The sequence below is a fragment of the Streptomyces sp. NPDC051569 genome (genome assembly GCF_044454085.1).
Classification (GTDB): domain Bacteria; phylum Actinomycetota; class Actinomycetes; order Streptomycetales; family Streptomycetaceae; genus Streptomyces.
Genome location: NZ_JBITDJ010000008.1, coordinates 22,479 through 42,861, shown reverse-complemented (window position 1 = coordinate 42,861; position 20,383 = coordinate 22,479). Strand labels below are relative to the sequence as shown.

Annotated in this window: 19 protein-coding genes and 6 pseudogenes; 19 read left to right on the top strand and 6 right to left on the bottom strand. The window is 66.4% G+C overall.

The annotated features are described in order from the left end of the window. Positions 1 to 146: 146 nt before the first annotated feature. A pseudogene (locus tag ACIBAE_RS14965) lies at positions 147 to 755 on the top strand (transposase); the annotation flags it as partial. 194 nt (positions 756 to 949) lie between these two features. On the opposite strand, the gene ACIBAE_RS14960 reads toward ACIBAE_RS14965, so the two are convergent. Further along, the gene (locus ACIBAE_RS14960) at positions 950 to 1,402 is read right to left on the bottom strand and encodes a DUF6188 family protein (RefSeq protein WP_399285131.1); all 453 of its coding nucleotides are present in this window, start codon (positions 1,400 to 1,402) and stop codon (positions 950 to 952) included. 225 nt (positions 1,403 to 1,627) lie between these two features. Between ACIBAE_RS14960 and ACIBAE_RS14955 the strand changes: the two genes are divergently transcribed. Together ACIBAE_RS14955 and ACIBAE_RS14950 are read left to right on the top strand one after the other, a co-directional pair. Then, the gene (locus ACIBAE_RS14955; RefSeq protein WP_399285130.1) at positions 1,628 to 2,422 is read left to right on the top strand and encodes a S1 RNA-binding domain-containing protein; all 795 of its coding nucleotides are present in this window, start codon (positions 1,628 to 1,630) and stop codon (positions 2,420 to 2,422) included. Positions 2,423 to 2,578: 156 nt separating this feature from the next. Continuing rightward, the gene (locus ACIBAE_RS14950; RefSeq protein ID WP_399285129.1) at positions 2,579 to 3,301 is read left to right on the top strand and encodes a hypothetical protein; all 723 of its coding nucleotides are present in this window, start codon (positions 2,579 to 2,581) and stop codon (positions 3,299 to 3,301) included. Between the two features lie 206 nt (positions 3,302 to 3,507). On the opposite strand, the gene ACIBAE_RS14945 is transcribed toward ACIBAE_RS14950, so the two are convergent. Continuing rightward, positions 3,508 to 3,738: a hypothetical protein gene (locus ACIBAE_RS14945; protein ID WP_399285127.1), complete on the bottom strand. Its 231-nt coding sequence runs from the start codon at positions 3,736 to 3,738 to the stop codon at positions 3,508 to 3,510. Between the two features lie 25 nt (positions 3,739 to 3,763). Here ACIBAE_RS14945 and ACIBAE_RS14940 point away from each other — a divergent pair, with 25 nt between their 5' ends. From ACIBAE_RS14940 to ACIBAE_RS14930, 3 genes are all read left to right on the top strand, one after another. Then, positions 3,764 to 4,402, top strand: coding sequence for a polymorphic toxin-type HINT domain-containing protein (locus ACIBAE_RS14940; RefSeq protein ID WP_399285125.1), 639 nt, complete (start codon positions 3,764 to 3,766; stop codon positions 4,400 to 4,402). Between the two features lie 120 nt (positions 4,403 to 4,522). Next, positions 4,523 to 4,984, top strand: coding sequence for a DUF4240 domain-containing protein (locus ACIBAE_RS14935; RefSeq protein WP_399285124.1), 462 nt, complete (start codon positions 4,523 to 4,525; stop codon positions 4,982 to 4,984). Between the two features lie 173 nt (positions 4,985 to 5,157). Further along, positions 5,158 to 5,538, top strand: coding sequence for a hypothetical protein (locus ACIBAE_RS14930; protein ID WP_399285123.1), 381 nt, complete (start codon positions 5,158 to 5,160; stop codon positions 5,536 to 5,538). Positions 5,539 to 5,608: 70 nt separating this feature from the next. Here the strand turns inward: ACIBAE_RS14930 and ACIBAE_RS14925 are convergent. Then, positions 5,609 to 6,426, bottom strand: a protein-coding gene (locus ACIBAE_RS14925; protein ID WP_399285122.1) for an IS5 family transposase whose coding sequence is annotated in 2 segments (ribosomal slippage) — positions 5,609 to 6,076 and positions 6,079 to 6,426 — 816 coding nt in all. Because the reading frame shifts where the segments join, the coding sequence is not laid out codon by codon here. Positions 6,427 to 6,694: 268 nt separating this feature from the next. On the opposite strand from ACIBAE_RS14925, the pseudogene ACIBAE_RS14920 reads away from it, so the two are divergent. Continuing rightward, positions 6,695 to 7,060 (top strand): annotated as a pseudogene (locus ACIBAE_RS14920) (nucleotidyltransferase family protein); the annotation flags it as partial. 20 nt (positions 7,061 to 7,080) lie between these two features. On the opposite strand, the gene ACIBAE_RS14915 reads toward ACIBAE_RS14920, so the two are convergent. Beyond that, on the bottom strand, positions 7,081 to 7,530 hold the full coding sequence (locus ACIBAE_RS14915) for a hypothetical protein (protein WP_399285121.1): 450 nt from the start codon (positions 7,528 to 7,530) through the stop codon (positions 7,081 to 7,083). 131 nt (positions 7,531 to 7,661) lie between these two features. On the opposite strand from ACIBAE_RS14915, the pseudogene ACIBAE_RS14910 reads away from it, so the two are divergent. Then, a pseudogene (locus ACIBAE_RS14910) lies at positions 7,662 to 8,035 on the top strand (hypothetical protein). Positions 8,036 to 8,069: 34 nt separating this feature from the next. On the opposite strand, the pseudogene ACIBAE_RS14905 reads toward ACIBAE_RS14910, so the two are convergent. Continuing rightward, positions 8,070 to 8,480, bottom strand: a pseudogene (locus ACIBAE_RS14905) (ATP-binding protein); the annotation flags it as partial. Between the two features lie 155 nt (positions 8,481 to 8,635). Between ACIBAE_RS14905 and ACIBAE_RS14900 the strand changes: the two are divergent. The 3 genes from ACIBAE_RS14900 (at position 8,636) to ACIBAE_RS14890 (ending at position 11,339) form a co-directional block, all read left to right on the top strand. After that, positions 8,636 to 9,715 (top strand): protein phosphatase 2C domain-containing protein, encoded by a 1,080-nt coding sequence (locus ACIBAE_RS14900; RefSeq protein ID WP_399285120.1) that lies wholly within the window; start codon positions 8,636 to 8,638, stop codon positions 9,713 to 9,715. A 382-nt stretch (positions 9,716 to 10,097) separates the two neighbouring features. Further along, on the top strand, positions 10,098 to 10,859 hold the full coding sequence (locus ACIBAE_RS14895; protein ID WP_399285119.1) for an SMI1/KNR4 family protein: 762 nt from the start codon (positions 10,098 to 10,100) through the stop codon (positions 10,857 to 10,859). A gap of 66 nt (positions 10,860 to 10,925) precedes the next feature. Continuing rightward, positions 10,926 to 11,339, top strand: a complete 414-nt coding sequence (locus tag ACIBAE_RS14890; RefSeq protein ID WP_399285118.1) for a DUF5958 family protein — start codon at positions 10,926 to 10,928, stop codon at positions 11,337 to 11,339. Positions 11,340 to 11,357: 18 nt separating this feature from the next. On the opposite strand, the gene ACIBAE_RS14885 is transcribed toward ACIBAE_RS14890, so the two are convergent. Further along, positions 11,358 to 11,951, bottom strand: a complete 594-nt coding sequence (locus ACIBAE_RS14885; protein WP_399285117.1) for a DUF4240 domain-containing protein — start codon at positions 11,949 to 11,951, stop codon at positions 11,358 to 11,360. Between the two features lie 57 nt (positions 11,952 to 12,008). Between ACIBAE_RS14885 and ACIBAE_RS14880 the strand changes: the two genes are divergently transcribed. The 8 genes and pseudogenes from ACIBAE_RS14880 (at position 12,009) to ACIBAE_RS14845 (ending at position 20,368) form a co-directional block, all read left to right on the top strand. Next, positions 12,009 to 12,278, top strand: coding sequence for a hypothetical protein (locus ACIBAE_RS14880; RefSeq protein ID WP_399285116.1), 270 nt, complete (start codon positions 12,009 to 12,011; stop codon positions 12,276 to 12,278). Next, a complete protein-coding gene (locus ACIBAE_RS14875; RefSeq protein ID WP_399285114.1) occupies positions 12,275 to 12,535 on the top strand; it encodes a hypothetical protein in 261 nt (86 codons plus the stop codon). Before ACIBAE_RS14880 ends, ACIBAE_RS14875 begins: the two co-directional genes overlap by 4 nt. A 587-nt stretch (positions 12,536 to 13,122) precedes the next feature. Further along, on the top strand, positions 13,123 to 14,235 hold the full coding sequence (locus ACIBAE_RS14870) for a hypothetical protein (RefSeq protein ID WP_399285113.1): 1,113 nt from the start codon (positions 13,123 to 13,125) through the stop codon (positions 14,233 to 14,235). 272 nt (positions 14,236 to 14,507) lie between these two features. Next, positions 14,508 to 16,143: pseudogene (gene istA, locus ACIBAE_RS14865) on the top strand (IS21 family transposase). Continuing rightward, positions 16,140 to 16,391: pseudogene (locus tag ACIBAE_RS14860) on the top strand (ATP-binding protein); the annotation flags it as partial. The pseudogenes istA and ACIBAE_RS14860, both read left to right, overlap by 4 nt. A 172-nt stretch (positions 16,392 to 16,563) precedes the next feature. Further along, a complete protein-coding gene (locus ACIBAE_RS14855) occupies positions 16,564 to 17,724 on the top strand; it encodes a tyrosine-type recombinase/integrase (RefSeq protein WP_399285112.1) in 1,161 nt (386 codons plus the stop codon). Then, positions 17,721 to 19,919, top strand: coding sequence for a tyrosine-type recombinase/integrase (locus ACIBAE_RS14850; protein ID WP_399285111.1), 2,199 nt, complete (start codon positions 17,721 to 17,723; stop codon positions 19,917 to 19,919). The genes ACIBAE_RS14855 and ACIBAE_RS14850 overlap by 4 nt, the downstream gene beginning before the upstream one ends. Continuing rightward, the gene (locus ACIBAE_RS14845; protein ID WP_399285110.1) at positions 19,916 to 20,368 is read left to right on the top strand and encodes a DUF6262 family protein; all 453 of its coding nucleotides are present in this window, start codon (positions 19,916 to 19,918) and stop codon (positions 20,366 to 20,368) included. Before ACIBAE_RS14850 ends, ACIBAE_RS14845 begins: the two co-directional genes overlap by 4 nt. The last annotated feature ends 15 nt before the right edge of the window (positions 20,369 to 20,383 follow it).

Sequence of the window (20,383 nt, the reverse complement as noted above, 5' to 3'; positions counted from 1 at the left end):
CTCAGCTGGGCATCACCGCCGCCTGCCGGCTGACCGGCCGCTCCCGCGCCACGCATTACCGTCGGCTTCGGCCGGCACCACCGTGCAGGGAACTTGCCCCGCAGGTCCAGCCCTCGGCCCTGACGGCCGAAGAGCGGTCTGCGGTAATGGAGTTGATGAACGGCGACGAGTACGCCGAGCTGGCGCCCGCGCAGATCTGGGCCCGCGAGCTGGATGCCGGGCGCTACCACTGCTCCGTCTCGACCATGTACCGGATCCTGCGCGATCAGGGCCAGTCCGGTGAGCGCCGGCGGCAGGCCACCCATCCTGCCAGGGCGGTGCCCGAGCTGGTCGCCACCGGGCCCTCGCAGGTGTTCACCTGGGACATCACCAAGGCGGCCGGACCGGCCAAGGGCGTCTGGTACCACGCCTACGTGATCATCGACATCTTCAGCCGGTACATCGTCGGCCACACCGTCGAGCAAGCCGAATCAGCGGTGCGGGCCGAGGAGTTGATCCGCGAGACCATCGCCCGCAACGGCATCGTGCCCCAGACCGTGCACGCGGACCGCGGCACCTCGATGACGTCGAAGAAGGTCTCCCAACTGCTGATCGATCTGGGCGTGACGCGGTCCCACTCGAGGCCGAAGGTCTCCAACGACAACCCTTACAGCGAGGCCCAGTTCAAGACCACGAAGTACATGTCGGACTGTCCCGAACGGTTCGATTCGCTGGCCCACGCCCGCGAGTGGTTCGACGCGTTCATCGCGTACTACAACCATGAGCACCGGCTCGGAACTGGTTCCACCATGAATGGCAATCCACCGCAGGTTGCAAGAAGCGTGACCCGATGGTTCCAACAAACGTGTCCCGCAAGGTCAAAACCTGCAGGTCACGTCGGTTCCATCTATCCTGTCCCGGCTTACGGGTCACGAGATTTGTGTCCCGTCGCACTCCAGCTGGCAGATTCTCAATGCTCTCCAGACCAACCTTGCGGATTCTCATTCGCCGCGGAGGCGGACCAGACGCCGAGGTCGCCTCCCGGCAGGGACACGAACCTCCATCCTCCAGGTCCTGTGATCTGCCACGCCTTGAACGCCGCATCGGTTGGACACGTCAGATGCGTGCCATCCTCGAACACCATCCGAAGCGTGCCGGACTTGAAGGCGACCGCAGAGACGACCTTCGTCCCGAAGAGCGGGAGGGCTGCGGCCACGTCCTGAGTCTCCGGCACCAGAAGCACGCCGGGATTGGTGTGGGACGGCCCGGATGAAAGCCGAGCAGGCGTTTCGAGTACGGCTTCCCAACCTTCGTCGAGGGCCAGCGTGAGGCGGTAGTCGACAGTGATCCCAGCAACGCCCCACCCTCGGAGATTCAAGATCCACCGGTCATCGTGTTCGACCGGTTCTGCTTCGGTGCTCATCACCCCACCATGGTGCACGGCCCAGCCGAGGGCGACGGACGTCATCAGGGATTCCGCCGAAGTCACGCCTGTTGAGAATCCTGCGAGGTGTGTTCTCGATCCACTTGGCGAACCATCAGCTCGGGCCAAGATCCAGAGACAGCTCCGATGCGACGGCACGCGTTGGAACCAGTGTGGCCAGCGCCGACTAGGCTCACTTCCATGTCCGTGCCAGCCGACCCTCGCATGCAGTTCTTGATCGACCAGCTCCGGCCGGGTGCCGTAAGAACGGTGAAGGTCGCGGGGTTCGACGGAGCGGACGTCCTGGTGCAGCTCGTAGATGCTGAAGGGGAGAAAGCCGAGATCGGTCGGATTCCTGGCCATGAGGCGTCGATGCGTCGGATGGAGCATCCATCCGAGCTGTTTGAGGTCGGCCAGGAGATCAATGCCGAAGAGATCGGAAGTTGGCGCGAAGGTCAGCTCCACCTCTCCGCCAGGGCATGCGAGAGTCCGGCCCTGCGGTCTTTTCTCCTCGCGTTTGATCCAGGGCAGGTCGTTGCTGGGACGGTCTCCGCGGTCCACAACTTCGGGGTCTTCGTTCACATCGATGGCGAACCGGACGGCCTGTGCACCGGCTTCATCCGAGTGCCGGACCTGACGTGGGGCTGGACCAACCACCCCTCCGAGGCAGTCGAAGCCGGCCAGCGGATCACCGCTGAGGTGATCATTGCCGAGACGCGCTCCGGACAGGTCACTCTCTCGTTGAAGGCTCTGCAGGAAGATCCACTCATTCGCTTTGCGGATCAGGTCGGCCGGGTCCTCACCGGGCCAATCACTAAGATCGTTCCTTTTGGTGTGTTCGTGCAGCTTGCTCCCGACGTTGTGGGATTCCTTCATCTATCTGAACTGACTGACGAGTCGGTCGAGACCCCGGATCAGCTTGTCGATGAAGGCGAGCTGATCACGGTGAAGGTCGCCGAGGTCGACCTCCAGCGTCACAGGGTGCGGCTGGGCGCCGTTGGCGGAGCGGACAGAACGTAGCGAACTGACGCCAAGAAGACCGACAACTCGCGTTTGGTTGCAAGAGGCGTGACCACACATCTGCTCGCGGAGCCTCACCGGTTCCAACTAACGTGTCCAGGCTCAGGCGAGGAGCGCCACTCGCGGTCGCGTGCCGCCGGGTACTGGCGGATTTCCTTGGTCCGCTCCCACACGGTTCACGTCTACGACGAGGGCAAGCCGGACGGGGCGGCCTACCACCTGGAGACCACCCCCCGCGAAGGCGCTCGCATCGAGGACTACACCGGCGATGTGGAGGTCCGGGTCACCAAGACCGGCTACAGCACCCCGATCGGCGGCACCTCCGGCTGGACGCTGCGCGCCGAGACCTCGGTGACCACGGATGCCGTCACCGGCGGCGCCAACCTCACCTCGACGATCAACTACGACGCGGCGGGGCGTGCGGTGGAGTCCCGCAGGCCGGGCTCAGGCGGCACGGAGGCCGGCACGGTGAAGACCGTCTTCTACACGGCCGGGGCCAACCCGGACGACGCGGCCTGCGGCAACCGGCCCGAACGGGCGGGCAACCCGTACGGGGACGACTCCGACGAGCCCCGCTGGATCATCGAGGACACCACCCAGAACAGCCTGACCCGTAACGTCTCCGGCCCCGATGGCGATCTGGTCGCCACCACGTCCGCCACCGGCGACGTGGAGCTGCAGTTCGTCAACCTGCACGGTGACGTGTCCGTCACCCTGGACACGGCGATGACGGCACCGAAGGTGCTGCTCTACGACGAGTTCGGAGTTCCGACCGACGGCCAGGCACCGCAACGCTACGGCTGGCTCGGCGCCAAGCAGCGTTCCGGGGAAGCCCTGGACGGCGTCATCCTGATGGGCGCCCGCCTCTACAGCCCCTAGCTGGGCCGGTTCCTGCAGACCGACCCCGACCCCGGCGGCAACGCCAACGACTACTGCACCGGAGACCCCGTCAACTGCGTCGACCTCGACGGGCACTGGGGCTTCAGCTGGAAGAAGGCGTTCCGAAGAGTCGCCCGGGTCGCGGAGGTCGCCTCTTACATCCCCGGTCCGATCGGCAACGTCGCCTCCGCCGTCGGCGCCATCTCCTATGCCGCCACCGGCAACTGGCGCAAGGCATCCGAGATGGGTGTCGGCGTCGCCTTCGGCTCCGCCGGCCGCCTGGCGGTGAGGGGCTTCAAGGCCGCGCGCACGACCCGCAAGGCCAGCCGCACCAGGCGATACGCTTCCAGAGCCCGGTCGGTGTTCCGCCGCTCGCGGTGCAACTCCTTCGCGCCACAGACCATGGTCCTGATGGCCGACGGCAGGTACCTGCCCATCGGCGCCGTCCAAGTCGGCGACTAAGTGGCCGCCACCGACGCCGAGACCGGCGAGACCTACGCCGAACCGGTCCTGGAGGTCTTCGACGGCTACGGCACCAAGCACCTTATCGAGATCGACACCGACCTCGACCCCACGACACCGCCGCTCCAGGCTACGGCGGAACACCCTCTGTGGGTCGTCGACAAGGGCTGGGTGAAGGCCGCCGATGTGCACATGGGCGACATGCTCACCGACCCAGAGGGCACTCAGCGACGAGTCACCGCCACCCGGAACCTGGGCGAAATCCCGGACCAGTTCGTCGTCAACCTGAACGTCGGAAACGTCCACACGTTCATCGTGAACAGCGGCGAAGGTGATGTCCTCGCCCACAACTCGTCGCGTGGATATCACGGCAACTCACTCAACTGCACCTGCAAGACATACGTGTACTCCATCTACAAGAACAAGTCAGTCTGGAAGTACGGAGAAGGCAAGGGACGCCGCGTCCACAGCCAGGTGGCGAAGCTGAAGAGAAAACAACCTCAGCACGTATGGTCCTACCGGATCCATGGCAGCTTCAAGGGAAAGAAGGCCGCCCGCTGGATGGAGACATGGCTGATACGCCGCTATAAGCGGAAGAACGGCGGTTTCCGACCTCCAGGCAACCCCGTCGACAGGTGACGTAATCGAGTGCGGACGCCTTCCTGGACGTCCGCACTCGAGAATGAAAATTGCTCGAGCGTTGTCCGCTGGGTAGACTTCAGCCGACGTGCGGCAGCACTACCGAAAGGACAAACGAAGATGATGCCAGAGGCGAACTTCTGGGAGATCGTCCGATCGAACCATCACGGCCGTCCGAACGAGCAGTGCGCCCTCATTCAGGAAAGGCTCTGCCAACTCAACAGAAAAGAGATCGAAGACTTTTCGGACCGCCTCGCTGAGATTCTTTTCCGCCTCGACAGAAAAGAACTGGCAGACATTCCCGTGGCAGGGGCCACCTCTGGCTCCGGAAGGCCTGTAAAACAATCTGAGGATCGATTCCTTTATGCCAGGTGTGCGGTGGTCCTGGTCGGCCCGGACGCCTTTACTCAAGTCCTCGCACGAGCACAGGACTTCTCACCCTTCACCAGTGACGAAGCAGCAGCGGCAGAAGAGCTCCTTGAGGTCGCACCAGCGGCGTTCGAAGAGGTTACAGGGGAGGAATGGGATCACATCGAGCCGCATGACTACGAAACCGGAAGCAACGTGGAGGGCTGGCGGTAGACGGGGTAGAAGGTACCCGCAGGGAACTCGAACATGAGGATCACCAGACGGCGGTCCGGGTGGGTTGAGATGTTCGTGACCGGCGAGGACTGGCGAGCCGAACAAACGCAGCGCTTCGTCAACGGCAGGTGTAATGGCCTAGTGGTGGGTGCACCCCGCCGGGGGGGGGAGGCTTGGACATTTCTTTCCTCAAGGAAATCCCGCACCTACGGAGCCTCAGACTGCTGCGCGGAGTCTCGGACCTCACGCCCGTGACGCGGCGCACGCACCTGGAGCGCCTCTGGGTCTCCGAATTCCATTCCCAGGAATTGGACCTGTCGAGTTTTTCGCGTTTACGGGAGGCAGAAATTCCCTGGAAGGTCGGGGCGCGCAGTCTCTCCCAACTCGAAGCAGTGGAAGAGCTGACCGTGACCCGTTGGAAGGGCGCAGTCGTTGTCGGCATATGCCTGGACGAAGGCTCGGACTGGCAGTTCTTTTCGGCGGAGGATCGCGAGTTCCAGGGCGAGCCGAAACTCATCCACTTCAGGCATCTGCTGGAAAACGACCCCCATTGACGAGCATGCCGAGACTCCCGCTCTCCCACTGGGCCCTGCGTGATGGGCCGGGCGCCACTTAGAGGATGTCTCACGTGGTGAGCTTCGCGAGTCTCTTGTAGCAGGTGAGGGCTGCGGCGAGGCCGAGGAAGGCGAGGAAGTGGTTGCCTTTTCGCTCGTACCGGACGGTGAGGCGGCGGTAGCCGAAGAGCCAGGAGATCGGCCGCTCGATCTTCCAGCGGTGCCGGCCGAGGCGCTCGCCGGACTCGATGCCGGGACGGGCGATCCGGGGGACGAGGTTGCGGTGGCGGAGCCAGCTCAGGTGTTCCGCAGAGTAATAAGCTTTGTCTGCGCGGATCTTCATCGGTCGTCTCCGGCGTGGTCCTCGCCGGGAGCGGACGGCGGGCATCCCGAGGATCAGCGGCTTGAACGCCTGGCTGTCGTGCAGGTTCGCACCCGACACCGCTACGGCCAGCGGCAGGCCCTGAGCCTCAGACAGCACGTGCAGTTTGCTGCCTTTCTTGCCTCGATCGACCGGATTCGGCCCGGTCAGCGGGCCCCCCTTTTTGCCCGCACCGACGCGGCATCGACGATCGCGGACGACCAGTCCAGCTCACCCCTGGCGCCGAGTTCGTCCAGCACCGTCCGGTGCAGCCTGCGCCACAACCCGGCCTCGGTCCACACGGTGAACCGGCGGTGCGCGGTGGCCGGCGAGACGCCGAACGACTCCGGCAGATACCGCCAGGCGCACCCGCTCGTCAGCACGTACACCACGGCCGTGAACACCGCCCGCTCGTCCACCGGAGCCGTACCACCGCCCTGCGGACGGGACGTGAACCTTGGCAACAACGGAGCCGCCAGCTCCCACAGTTCATCCGGAACCAGCCGACGCGACAGATCAACCCTCACGGGACAACATCATGCCTCACCATCAACTCACCACGTGAGACATCCTCTTAGACAGTGGTCCCTGATTGAGCCTCGTTGCAGCCTCGCGGGGCCCCTGTCCCTACCGCACTCGACTTGCCGCATGCGCTGTTTGCCGCTTGAAGATCGTGAGACGTGGGCCGACCTTGCAGCGGTCGGCCGACCGACCCGGCTTTCAGGGTGCGACAAGCCGCCACATCCCATGCAAAGTCGACGAGTTACGCACCTCGACACTCCTCAAAGCCTCTGGTCGTGGGATCCGGAGGATGCCGTGATCAAGGCAGGACAGGAGGCGTTCGCAGGCCTGCCAGCCGAGGTGGAGATCCGCAACGAGGCCCGTGAGCATCTCTCGTACGAGCCGAAATTCGGCGTGCCTTGTCCGCCGCACGAGTCCACCGAGGCCGCGATCGACTCGTTCGCCGCGACGACGTGTTGTCTGAGGGTGCGGCTGGAGTCCGGCGGAGGGCGGCGGGTCTATGCGCCCCACGGGCTGTCCGACGTGTTCAACCTCGTGGTCCGGCCCAACCCGGTGCTTGCCCCGCGGGAGGTCTATGAGGCCAAGGCGGTGCGCTGGAAGGACGAGTGGCCGGAGCTCACCGTGCTGCCGTGGCCGAGCCGACGCTCGGATGCGAGTGGTCACGCGGCGTGTTCCTCTCCGGCGGGCCAGCTGTCCTTGACGGCCTCCCGCAATGGCTGCGAGATCCATGCCGGGCGTCGGAGGTAGGTGCTGAGAGCACGGTCGGCGTCGCGCAGGTGCTGGACAAGCGGGGCCAGACGCTGTCGCGCTTCGTGTGGGTCAGCGGCTCGGAGGAGCTGGGAGGCGATGTCCAGTACCGCGCCGGCAGCCAGAGAGTCCGCGGGCGGCGCGGTGTAGGGCTTGGAGGTCTTCTTCTTGCCCGGGGTGTTGAGCAGGGGCTCGGCCTGGGCGGCGCGGGCGGCGTGCTCCGCATCGAGGGCGGTGGCCAGGCGGGGTGTGCTGGCGTAGCCGCGTGCGACGGGCCAGGTCCGGAAGATCATGGCGACCATAGCCCGTAGATCGGCGAAGTAGGCGGGGACGGGAACCGGGGTGGCGGCGCTCCTCGTCATCGTGGGCCCTGTCGGCGTACGACCTGAGCTCCCCAGGCGCGTACGGATGAACGTCCCCAGCTATGTCACGGGCAGGAGCACGGCTGAGGATTCTGGTTGAGATCGTCAGGCTGGCCGGAGACACTCGCAAGATGAGTCAGAAGGCATCGCCCGGATCGGTCGAACGAGGTTGGGACGGGCCGTGGTATCGGGTTCGATCGGACTCATTCGAGGTGTCGTTCCTGCCCAGCTCTGGCGAGGACCTGGACTTGGTGTGCAACGTCGATGCCGAGGTCCGGCTGACGGACGGATCCTGGTGGAGCGCGACCGTCGTCACCGTCGCTGAAGTCGAGAGGTTGCTGGAGTCGTGGAGACGCAGCGGCGAGGCCTTGGGCGGCCGCTACTTCTGGGTCTCGGACGGGCTGATCGTCCGGGACCCGGCATCGACAACATGACCCAGGTGATCGCCGGGCTGATCGAAACGGAGGAGTTCTCCTCGATCTTCCAGCGACTCGACGGCGACTGATCAGGTCTCCAGCCGGCGAGTGCGAAGTGGCATGTCAGGCCACGTCTGTATCCCGCTCGATGGCCTTGAGCCGGTTCTTGAGCCGGTAGCTCGGTCCGTTGATGGAGATCACGTCGCAGTGGTGCAGGAGCCGGTCGAGGATGGCCGTAGCGAGGACTTCATCGCCGAACACCTGTCCCCATTCGCTGAAAGTCTTGTTCGAGGTCAGGATGATCGAGCCCTTTTCATACCGCTTTGAGATGACCTGGAAGACCAGGTTGGCTTCTCCGCGTTCGAGGATCTCGTAGCCCACCTCGTCGACGACGAGGACGCCCGGCCGCAGGTAGGTGCCGAGCTTGTTGGCCAGGCGGCCGGCGGCTTCGGCGGCCTTGAGGTTGCGGACCATGTCGTCGAGGCTGGTGAAGTAGACCGAGTAGCCAGCCCGGCAGGCCGCGACGGCCAGAGCGCTCGTCGGCCTCGGTCAGGAGTGCGCCACGGTAATGCGCCGCATCGACCGCTACACGGAAGAGCAGCCAGCTCCTCGATAGTTGACCTTCACCTTGGGGGAAGCCACAGCATCGGTGGGGCCGGGCGATGTGCTCGGCATGAGGAGGAACGAGCATGGGGTTGCTGACCATCGGGACGTTCGCGAAGGCGTCCCGCCTGTCACCGAAGGCGCTGCGTCTCTATGACGAGCTCGGACTGCTGACCCCCGCTCGCGTCGACCCGGCGAGCGGCTATCGCCTCTACGCGCCGGAACAACTGGACCAGGCCCGGCTGGTCGCCTGGCTCCGGCGCCTGGGGATGCCCCTGGCCCGCATCCAGCACGTCAACACGCTGGAATCAGCTGCGGCGACCCAGGAGATCCGCGCGTTTTGGGCCGAGGTCGAGGCCGACACCGCCGCGCGACGGGACCTCGCTTCCTTCCTCATCAACCATCTGTCCTGGAAGGGCCCCGCCATGTCTCCGACCGCCAAGCCCCTGGGAATCCGTTACGCCGCTCTTTCCGACACCGGCCTGGTCCGTGAGAGCAACCAGGACACAGCCTATGCAGGGTCCCGCCTGCTCGCCGTCGCCGACGGCTTCGGCAGCCAAGGAGCCCCCGCAAGCGCCGCTGCCGTCGACGCGCTCAAGCACCTCGAAACCGACAGCATTCCGGCAGGCGATCTCCTCAACCTCCTCGAAGACGCCATCGAACAGGCCAAACAGGCCGTCAACGGCGTCGCCGGACCCGCCTCATCGCCCGAAGAGGCCGGCACCACACTCACCGCAATGCTCTGGACCGGCTCACAGCTGGCCCTCGTCCACATCGGTGACTCCCGCGTCTACCTCCTGCGCGACGGAGAGCTGTTCCAGATCACCCACGATCACACCATGGTGCAGTCGATGGTCGACGAAGGACGCATCAGCCCGGAGGAGGCCGTCTCCCACCCCCAGCGGTCCCTGTTGATTCGGGCCCTGGGCCAGGGAGCTGATGGCACCCCCGACATGCGCCTGCACGACGCCCAGCGGGAAGACCGCTACCTGGTCTGCTCCGACGGCCTGTCGACCGTCGTGCCGACCGAAGAGATCCACCGGGTGCTCTCCGAGATCAGTGAGCCCGAGCAGGCGGTCCGCGAACTCATCGCCCTCGCCAACGGCTCCGGCGGCCCCGACAACGTCAGCTGCGTGGTCGCCGACGTGACGGAGCTCCAGCAGTAGGAGCGAGCGGCATGCACTTCGAGTTGCACCAGATCCGCTCTCATGAACTCGTCCGCGAGGCGGACGAATACCGACTCGCCCAACAAGTCAGGAAAGCCAAATCGGCTCCCCGATCCATGCCGGCCGACACATGGCGACCGACTCCACGACGCCTGCTGGCTTGGCTCCGGGGGTGAACCATCACGCTGCCTACGGTTGAGCGGGACACCGACCGCCAACCTGTCCCGCTCAACCGTAGGCACCGCAGGCCAGAGCCTCCCCCTGCCCACAGATATCTGGGACAGGACATGTCCGTTCTCAGTAGACGTGGCGAGTCCCAGCGCTTCTGGCGAACGACTTGGCGGAGTCCCGGCGAAGCTGGCCGGCCTGTACGGTCCACCGCATGGTTGACGCGTTCGATGTGGCTCAAGCTCTGCGCGGTGGGATACCCGACAGGGCGCGAGCCTGGGCCTTCGTTCGGGACTTTGCCGCAGCGTGGGCGGATCCGCTCGCCGACGGCGCGGGTACGCGAGCGGAGGAGCTGGAGCGAGCCGAGGCGGTGCTCGGGCTCGCGCTGCCGACCGCGTTGCGCGAGGCGTATTCGCTTCTCGGCACGCGTCACGACCTCACCGGGAACCAGGACCCGCTGCTGCGCCCTTCCGAGCTGTTCGTACACGACGAGTTCGGTGGAGTGCTCGTCTTCCACAGCGAGAACCAGGGATGCGCTTTCTGGGGAGTGCGGCTGCGGGACCTCGGTCAGGACGATCCGCCGGTGTTCGTCCAGTCACGGGGTGGTTGGGTTCGCTTCCTGGAGCGGGTCTCCCTCGCCTGTGTCGAGCTCGTACTCAGCGAGACGCTGCTTGGCAGCGAAGGACGGTTCTACAACGCCTGCGAACTTCCCGACAGCCTGATTCGAGAGCTGCCGAGCCGGTTCGCGCCGGTGGAGTTTCCCGAGTACCCGATGTGGACGGGGAAGGAAGATTCACCCGTGTGCTGGTTCTCCGCGCCGGGGAAGCTCTTGCGGCTCGACGGACTGAGTGACCACAGTTGGCTGCACGTTCGGGGAAGTACGCTCGCCGACCTGGAGTCGCTCTGCGCCACCCTCCCCGGCCACTGGGTACGCGGATACTCCGAGCCGTTGGAAGCCGACGAACTGTCTTTCTAGGCGCCCGATGGCCTGCTTGGATGACACCGGGAAAGTCTGTGAATCGAGCGCAACGGGGGCGTGAGAATGGCTGATTCGTACATCATTCTCAACGAGCTCGCCCAGCAGCTTCGGCCGATGCCACAAGGCATCGAGTGGTTCGAGGGCCTCTCGACTGAGGAGCAGTCCAACACCCTGCGTCTCCTGTCACATTTCTGTATTCAGGCCCGCGCCACCACCGAGGACGGCCCGGAAAGTATCCGACGCGCCGGACTTCGCGCCACGCACACACCGGCAGTTCTGATCACACGAGGGTGGATCGACCAGCAACTCGGAAAGATCGCCAGTCTCACCCCGCACGACGAGCGCCTCAAGTCATTCCGGCTACTGATCGCGGTGCTGGCCGTCGCCGACGAACGCCGACGAGAGCGCTTCTGCTCCGGCGGCTGCGGCCACGCGTGGCATCGCCTGTCTGTCGACACCCCCGAAGCCTCGGCCTGATCCCTCGCGCTTTCGCGCCTACCAGACCAGTGGCCGGAGGGGAAACATCGCGCTCAGTCTCGGCAGTTTGCGCAGCGCCTCGTCTTCGCATCGCACGTCCCACTGCTCGCCGCGCGGCCCTCGATTGCCGCCTACAGCGCCCTGCTCGGCTTCGACGGCTTCATAGAATGCGTCGCCGCAGTCGTCTTCCGCGCGGGTGAGTAGTCCATACGCCTCCATGGCGACGCAGTCGAGAGACTCCCACTCCGGCCAGTCGTCGTTCCAGAGCTCCCGAGGGCGACCCACCAGGCACTGAACCTCTGGAGTGTCGGCCAGAGAGTCGGGATCGATCACTGCCCGCGCGAAGGCTTCCCGACCGAGCCCCACCATCCACAGGCCGAAATAGCAGAATCCGTCGTCCGAACACCAACCGCCGAAGATGCGTTCCGCAGCAGCCCACAGATCCCAGGTGAAGGCTTCATGCGTCACCTCGTCCAGGCGCACCTGGAACTGCACGATCTCTGTCAGCGGCCTCCGCGACAACTCGTCACGCAACCACGCCAGCTGTTCGTCCCGGCCCCGCGTCTGCCGTCGGCACTCTTCGATGAGCTTCCAGAAGGAATCGATGTCCACGGCGGCACTGTGCCAGGCACCTCTGACACCGCGGGGTCGGCAAACTATGTTCGAGCAGTGGAGAACACGGAGATCATCATCAAGCTCACCTCTGATGAAGCGCTGGTCTTGTCGGACTGGCTGGAGCGAGTGCAGATGACGGACCTCGGCCGTCTCGTCGACGACGAGGCGGTCTGGGCCCCCATTCATAGGCTGGCCGGAACGCTCGACAGGTCCCTGCCTGGGATCTTCGCAGCGGACTATGGCGAACGCCTGGACGCGGCCCGCAGCAGGCTTCGTCCAGACCTGGACGACAGCGCCAGTGACGAGGAGGGTGCGGACGCATGAAGCCCCTCTCGGAGATGACTGAACGCGAGTACTTCGCCAGCGTCGGCCAACGTCCTGGCGTGTTCGTCGGTAAGACCTCCTTCCACATGCTGACCGCGTTCCTGACCGGTTATGACCAACATGCTCTCCGGCACGGTGGGCCCGGGCTCACCGGCTGGCACGACTGGCTCGTCGCCCGTCGCGGACGCGACTGCTACCACGCCTGGCGCGGTCAGGTCCTCCACGTCGCCCTCCCAAACGGCTGGGACAACTTCTGAAACCTTCCACCTGAGGTGGATCAGCATGCGTCAAGGTCCTGTTCGAGCTCCTTGACGAGTTCGCTGCCGAGCGCGAGGCAGCACAGGACTCCCAGACCTCAGATTGACTGAGACACCGGGCTGCACCGCGTCTCACTCAAGATGAACCACTACTGGTCAGGGCCTTGTCGTGGTTCACCTCGACTGGGACGGGACACTGATGTCCGTCTCAGCAGAAGTGTGACTCGCAGCGATAACTGTCACTTCGCAGGGACTTCTGTCACCAGTCGCCCGTAGTCGCCGAGCGGTAATCCCCCAGGCCCTGGCCGTGTGGGCCACTAGGTTGGTGTGCGTGGAGATACGGGGGCAGAGGTATCGGTATGTGGGTCCGCCTGAGCTGAAGGTGCTCGTCCGGGCGGGTGGTGGCTCTGTCCACGAGAACCGACAGCAAATGTCCACCACTTCGGGAGGCACCCGGCACGCCGGGGATTCGAACGGTGCGTTACACACCGTGGCGGTGCATGGTCCCGCTCCGCGGATGAGGAAACACGTTGGAAGGTCCGCCACAGAGCTACGACGATGCCCCCTGCTTTCTTCGCGGAGGACATTTGTACGTTTTCGTGTGTGCGGGATGTGGCGCCGCGCTGACCATCCCGCTGTCCCCGGTCGCGCTGCCGGTCCATGCCCATCAGAAGTACGGGAACGGGATCCAGCTCCCGGTGCTCATGGAGTCGGGCACATTCGCCGTGGACCCGGAGCCCTGGGGGCCGCCGTGGCGGAGGTGGGAGGAGATTGACCCGGACGAGGCGGCGGCCCGCGGTATCTACGCTCCGCTCTACGCCTTGTCCGACAGCACACCCGGCACCGTCGTCATCGCCCCCGGGGATACCCGCGGCACCGTGCTCATCCCGCACGAAGCCGGCGGCTACTGCTGCGGCCTCGACTGGGGTGACGGCCCCAACATGGCCTGCGAGGCGTGCGGCCTGCCGGTGGCGAGCCGGATCGACGACTGCTCACTCTGGCAGGCGGTCTGGCTCGCGCCGGACGCCGTGCACCGCCTCCCCGTCGACGACACCGACTCCGATACCGCAATCCTCTCCTGGGAGGAACTGCTGGAGGAGGGGGTAGCCACGCCCCCGATGGAGCCGATCAGCAGGTGGGGCTTGCTCCTCGGGTTGGACCACTGGTGGTCATGGAGCCCACAGTGGGAAGCGGCGGCCGGTCAGGCCCTGGCCCACCTCCTGGGAGCTTCCGACGGCCAACCGGTGACGGTCCCGCCCGGCCTGATCACGGAAGTGTTCCAACGCGCCCTCGACGCCCTGCTGCCCGCGGACCAGCCAGCGCGACGCGCCGTCCTAGCCGGTCCGGGGCTGTCCGCCCCCGGCCCGGACGCCGACATGATCCTCGTGCCGACCCACCCGCAGACGGGGGAACTCTGGAGCCCGGCCGGACCGGACGCGTCTGCACGCCCGGTGCCACTGCCGTTCGGGATATGGATGTGGATGGCCTTCCCCGAACCACACCTCTACCTCCCCACCTCGGGAACCATGCCCGACGGCGTACTGCGCGACGACCCGACCCCGCCGCGCCCCCACCACCTGTTCCGAGCCGACTCGGGAACCTTCCAGCACACCCTGGTCCGATTGCCAGCGGTCCGCAGCCCGTGGCTGCGCGAGATCCTCGACAACCTCACGCGCCACATGCAAGCCGGTCTCTTCTAGCCCATTGCCAGACCACGCCGGTGCTCACGCTCCGGATCTGCGCGTTCGAACAGCACCAGGTAGTGGTGCCTCCCGAAGTGGTGGACATTTGCTGTCCGTTCTCGTGGACAAAGCCATATGGCTTTATCGAGCAGTAGTGACGTCACTTGTCGATGGGTTTGGGAGGCGCCCAGAACCACGGTCGGGTGATGTTGATGAGTTCGGGAGGCGCTGGGGTTCTTGCCAGGGCAGCATCGGGATGCTCCTGGTGAAAGGTCCTGGTCATGCCGCAAATGTCGAAGGTCGAGCTGTACGCGGCGATCCGGCGTGACCATCGCGGCGGCATGTCGATGCGGGAGCTTGAGCGCAAGCACGGCGTGACCTGGCGGACGGTACGGAAGGCGCTGGACTCGTCCTGGCCGGAGCCCCGCAAGAAGCTCCCGCCTCGCGCCACCACGCTGGACCCGTACAAGCCGGTGATCGACGAGATCCTGCGGGCGGACCTGGACGCGCCGCGCAAGCAGCGGCACACAGTCACCCGGATCTTCCACCGGCTGATCGAGGAGCACGGGGCGGAAGTCTCCTACGGTGTCGTGCGCTACTACGTCGCCAGCCGGAAGCCCGAGATCCTGGTCGAGTCCGGCAAGGCGCCGCTGGAAGCATTCGTCCCACAGACACACCTGCCCGGCCACGAAGCGGAGGTCGACTTCGGTGACGTGACCGTGCGCCTGGCCGGCGAACTGGTGACCTGCTACCTGTTCTCCTTCCGGCTGTCGTACTCGGGCAAGGCCGTCCACCGAGTCTTTGCCTCCTGCGGCCAGGAAGCCTTCTTCGAAGGCCACGTCCACGCACTGCGGACCCCTGGGCGGGGTCCCGCGCACCAAGGTCCGCTACGACAACCTGAAGGCCGCCGTTGCCAGGGTGCTGGGGCAGAGCCGGGGAAGAGTGGAGGCCGACCGGTGGATCGCTTTCCGCTCGCACTTCGGCATCGAGAGCTTCTACTGCCGGCCCGGGATCGAGGGCGCCCACGAGAAGGGCGGAGTCGAAGGGATGATCGGCTATTTCCGCCGCAACCACTTCGTTCCCGTCCCCGAGGTCTCCTCGCTCACCGAGCTGAACGAGATGGTCGAACAGTGGGACCAGCAGGACGACGCCCGCCGCATCGGCTCCAGGCCCAAGACGGTCGCGGAGTACTTTGCACTCGAACAACCACTGCTGATGCCGCTGCCCGAGGAGCCATTCGAGACGGGCCGGCTGTTCACGCCGCGGGTCGACCGCTACGGACAGATCCCGGTCCGCACCAACCGTTACTCGGTCCCGATCCGGCTGATCGGAAAACGCGTGCGCGTCGTGCTGCATGCCTCTCACCTGGTGGTTTACGACCAGAACGTGGAAGTCGACCGGCACGAACGGCTGATCGCGAAGGGTGCCGTCCGCCTGGACCTGGACCACTACCTGGAAGTCCTGGTCCGCAAGCCCGGCGCCTTCCCCGGCTCCACAGCCCTCGAACAGGCCCGCTCGGCGGGCAGGTTCACCCCGGTCCACGACGCCTGGTGGGACCAGGCCCGCAAGTTGCATGGTGAGCGGGACGGCACCCGGGCTCTCATCGAGGTACTCCTGCTGGGACGTCATCTGCCCCACGAGCATGTCGTCGCCGGCCTGGCCGCGGCCCTACGGGCCGGAGCCATGACCGCGGACGCGGTCGCCCTGGAAGCCCGCAAGGCCGCCCAGGCCGAGACCGAACCCGCCCCTGCAGCGGACCGGCTGGTTCCCGGGAAGCCGTCGGCGACGGTGACGTCCCTGCACGAGTGGCGGCTCGCGCACCTTCCTGCGGACTCCAGACCGCTGCCCTCGGTGGCCCCCTATGACCAATTGCTCCGACGCCGTCGCACCAGCGGCGGCGACCACCGTGAGGGAGAAGCACAGTGACCCTGCCCCGCCAGCGAGGCTTGACCGAGCAGGCCGCCGACGCCGCCATCGACAGCGCCTGCCGGCTTCTGCGGTTGCCGTCGATTCGCAACGAGTTCTCCGACTTCGCCGACCGGGCGATGAAGGACCAGATGACCTACCGGGGCTTCCTCGCTGAGCTGCTGATGACCGAGTGCGACGACCGGTCCCGTCGCCGTTCGGAGAGGCGGATCAAGGCGGCCGGATTCCCGCGGGAGAAGTCCCTGCGGCTATCTGGGGTTCATTTGTGCCCGTCTGGAACGTCAGTCAGCGTGGGGTTCACTCGTTTTGGTGGTCGTTGGCGTTGCGCTATCCGGGGTGGCCCGACAGCGTCGGTGACGTCGGCAGCATGGTGCCGTGCCAGTGCAGAGAATCGAGTTGGTTGATGGGCGGACGTGGACGGTGGTCGGTCCCGACTACCTGCCGATCGTGCCCGTCGAGGAGTTCTTGGAGTTCCTGCGCGTCGGCCGGGACGCGTCGCCTCACACCCTCCGTTCTTACGCCGCGTCGCTGAACGCGTGGTGGGACTACCTGGAGGCGGCCGGGCTGGCGTGGGAGGAGGTGACGCTGGCGTCGTTCTTGCCGTTCCTGACGGTGCTGCGGACCGGCGATCCCGTCGGAGTGCACCGTTTGCCGGGTGCTGGTGCCGCCCAGGTCCGCGGGGTGGCGGAGTCGACGGTGGGGCTGCGGGTGGCGGCGGTGCTGTCGTTCTACCGGTATCACGCGGATGTGCACGGGGTCGCGGTCGCCGGACGGCTCTACCGGGTCGGTGGGCGCCGGGCCCGCAGCCGATACGTTGGGGCCCTGGCTCACCTGGACCGCGGAAGTGCCCATGTGAGCCCGGCGGTGCGCGTCCGGGCCCGCGATCGCGGGCCGGCGCCCGTGCTCACGCCGGCCCAGGCAGAGGCGATCCTCGACGGATGCGCGCGCTTCGACGTCGTCTCCGGTTGTTGGTCGGGATCGGTACGCGATCGGCTGCTGTTTGCGACGCTGAGCGAGACCGGGATGCGGCTGGGCGAATGCCTGTCGCTCAAGCACTGCGACTGGCACGTGGGCCGGGGCGGGACCCCGTTCGTCGAAGTCGTACCGCGGCAGGACCACCCAGCCGGCGTGCGGGTGAAGAACAGCCGGTTCCGCCGCATCTACATCAGCGACGACCTGGAGCGTCTGCACAGCGAGTACGTGTGGGAACTGTGCGACGCCGACGCCCATCGGGCGGTGGACCTCGAGAACTGGTGGGTGTTCGTCAACCTGCGCCGCGGCGAGTGGCTTGCGCCGATGCGGCCGGAGACCGTCTACGACCTGGTCGACGGTCTCAAGCGCCGGCTGGGGAAGACGGTTCCGTCCGCCTGGACACCGCACTGGTGGCGCCATACCCACGCGACCGCTCTGTTGCTCTCCGGGGCTCACGAGCACGTGGTGATGCGGCGGATGGGCCACGCCGACGTGCAGACCACGCTGTCCCTCTACGGCTGGGTCACCGAGGACGCCGAGTTGAAGACCCTGGCGAACTGGAAGTCATTCACTGCCAACTGGCGCGGGATGGAAGGAAGTTCCGTATGAACGACCATCGCATCCTCTCAGTTCCCACCTACGGTTCGACCGCCCCGGACCGGTCCGCCCAGAGCGCCGCGCTGATCGACGGACTGGACCCGGTGTTCACCGGGCCGCTGTTCGATGGGCGCGACCCGAAGCTGGCCGGGGTGTTCATGCGCGGATCGCGGCAGGTCCGGCTGGATATCACCGCCCTGCCGCTGGTCATGCGCCGCGAGGTCGGCTGGTGGCTGGCCACCTGCGCGCGTACGGGCGAACGCCAAGCCCACGCCAGTGAGTGGAACCGCTGGGCGGCGACCGCCGCCGACGTCATCGCACGCCACCCCCACGTCGTCTCCTTCGCCGACCAGCCGCTGGCCGAGTGGATGACCGCCTGGGCCCGGAGATTCCACGCCGACCGTGGTCGGATGCCCGCCCCCGGGCATCGGCTCCGGGCCGAGCACGCTTTGCACGGCATGCTGGAGCGGCTGCTGCGGCAGTACGCCAGCAAGGTCGACTGGTGGCGGCACGACATCTGGTCGCTGCGGCTGGACCCGCGCATCCCGCGGCGCGAGCACGAACCGCGCGCCAACACCGCCGTCCGCTGGGGCGACATCACCCCGGTCTGGCTGCGGGAGGGGACCAGGTTCTACCTCCGGCTGCAGATGGAGTCCGGACAACTGACCTGGTCAACGGTGATGCAGCACCGCGTGAACACGGCACGTTTCGCCGCGTTCGCGGCTGAACGCGGAATCGACCACCCCGCTCTGGCGGATGGCTCTGAGCGGGGCCTCCGTACACTCGCGCTGGACTTCGGTACCTTCCTGCACCACTGGAAGCGCGAGACGCCGGGCCGCGCCGAGGCCGGCGGCAGCCTCCAGCCGAGGACGATCAACAAGAACCTGCAGACGATCGACCTGTTCTACCGGGTCATGACCGACTGCCGCACTGAGGCCGCCGAAGCCCTGGACGACGCCCGGTGGCTGGCGCTCACCGACAGCCACGCCCGCATGTTCCGCCCCGGCGACCGGCCCCGGCAACGCGAGGTCCGCGAGGCCGACGAGCGCAACTACATCAACGACACCGACCTCAGCCGCATGCTCACCCACATCGAGCTCCTCGGCTTGCCGACCGAGCAGACTCGCATCGTCGTCCGCGACGCCCGCCAAGTCGAGCTGACCGGACTCGGACATCCCGCAGTCATGCGGGCCTGGCTCATCCAGGCCATGACCGGACGCCGGGCCAGCGAAGTACTGATGATGGACTTCGAACCGCTCTCCGACATCCCCGGCCTGGACGCCGCCGCCGTCCCCGAGGGAGGAATGGTCGCCCGGCTCCGCTACCAACAGACGAAGATCGACGCAGCACCGAACACCATCCTCGTCGGCCGCGACGTCGTCGAGATCATCCGGGAACAACAGTCATGGGTGCGCGAGCACTGGCACCTGGGCCCCGCCGACACCATCCGCTACCTGTTCCCGAAGACCACCGGCAACCGGCACGGCACCAAGTCCTGGGAAACCAGCAACTACAACCACGTCCTGAAGGACTTCAGCCACCACCTGGACCTGCGCGACTCGCGCGGCGAGCTCCTCCTCTACTCACGAAGCCACCGGCTCCGCCACACCAAGGCGACCACCCTGATCAACGCCGGCGCCCCCATCCACGTCGTCCAGCGCTACCTCGGCCACCTCTCCCCGGAGATGACGATGAGATACGCGGCGACCCTCGCAAGCACCGCCGAGCGTGAGTTCCTCGCCCTGGCCAAGATCGGGCGCGACGGGCGAGAGGTCGGCATGGACCGCCGCGACATGCTCGACCTCGTGCAGCTCGACCGCCGCACCGACCGCATCCTGCCCAACGGCTACTGCCTGCTGCCGCCCACCCGGTCCTGCGACAAGGGAAACGCCTGCCACGGCTGCGACCACTTCGCCACCGACCGCACCTTCCTGCCGGACATCCAGCGCCAACTCGCCGAGATCCAGTCCCTGGTCGCCACCCGGCAGGCCCGACACACCGAGCGCTACGGCGAGCCGATGAGCGGGACAAACGTCTGGATGGAACAGCGTGACGCCGAAATCCGCAGCATGCAGCTGGAGATCCTCGCCCTCGAAGCCCAGCCAGCCGACAGCACCACCGTCATCCGCGGCGCCGGCGTGCTCGGTCGCACCGGCTACCAGGACGTCGCCGGCACCTCGGACAGCAAAGGGGCGTCACGCTCATGAGCGAGCGGCTGAACGAGACAGCCCCGGAAGCCGTAGCTCCTACTGACAGGCGGATCGCCGCCCTGCGGCAGGCCGCCCAGGACAAACACCAGCAGGCCGTCCAACGGGCGGAGGCGGGCATCCGAAGGCTGATCAAGGAGGGCGAGGAGATCAACTTCCGGACCGTCGCTCGTGCGGCGAGGGTCAGCCTGGACTTCCTCTATGCCCACACCGACCTGCGCAAACGCATCGAGACACTGCGCGGCCAGCAACGGACCGAGTACCGACCTGCCCCTCAGGCGCCCTCAGTCGACGACGGCACGGTCATCCATACCCTCACCGAAGCCCTTCGTCGTGAGCGCACCACTCACCGCGAGCGCGTCCAAGAACTCGAACAGCGACTGGCCGCCGCACACGGCGAGATCCTGCGCTTGCAACGCGTGATCCAGTCACACGGCCCGAGGCTGTGAACAGGCACCAGGCTG

Excerpts from the sequence above, each read along its gene's own strand:
- ACIBAE_RS14890 (WP_399285118.1), top strand. The coding sequence starts at position 10,926 with ATGGCTGATTCGTACATCATTCTCAACGAGCTCGCCCAGCAGCTTCGG.
- ACIBAE_RS14945 (WP_399285127.1), bottom strand. The coding sequence starts at position 3,738 with ATGGGCAGGTACCTGCCGTCGGCCATCAGGACCATGGTCTGTGGCGCG.
- ACIBAE_RS14915 (WP_399285121.1), bottom strand. The coding sequence starts at position 7,530 with ATGACGAGGAGCGCCGCCACCCCGGTTCCCGTCCCCGCCTACTTCGCC.
- ACIBAE_RS14895 (WP_399285119.1), top strand. The coding sequence starts at position 10,098 with ATGGTTGACGCGTTCGATGTGGCTCAAGCTCTGCGCGGTGGGATACCC.
- ACIBAE_RS14850 (WP_399285111.1), top strand. The coding sequence starts at position 17,721 with ATGAACGACCATCGCATCCTCTCAGTTCCCACCTACGGTTCGACCGCC.
- ACIBAE_RS14900 (WP_399285120.1), top strand. The coding sequence starts at position 8,636 with ATGGGGTTGCTGACCATCGGGACGTTCGCGAAGGCGTCCCGCCTGTCA.
- ACIBAE_RS14955 (WP_399285130.1), top strand. The coding sequence starts at position 1,628 with ATGCAGTTCTTGATCGACCAGCTCCGGCCGGGTGCCGTAAGAACGGTG.
- ACIBAE_RS14935 (WP_399285124.1), top strand. The coding sequence starts at position 4,523 with ATGATGCCAGAGGCGAACTTCTGGGAGATCGTCCGATCGAACCATCAC.
- ACIBAE_RS14960 (WP_399285131.1), bottom strand. The coding sequence starts at position 1,402 with ATGAGCACCGAAGCAGAACCGGTCGAACACGATGACCGGTGGATCTTG.
- ACIBAE_RS14875 (WP_399285114.1), top strand. The coding sequence starts at position 12,275 with ATGAAGCCCCTCTCGGAGATGACTGAACGCGAGTACTTCGCCAGCGTC.
- ACIBAE_RS14845 (WP_399285110.1), top strand. The coding sequence starts at position 19,916 with ATGAGCGAGCGGCTGAACGAGACAGCCCCGGAAGCCGTAGCTCCTACT.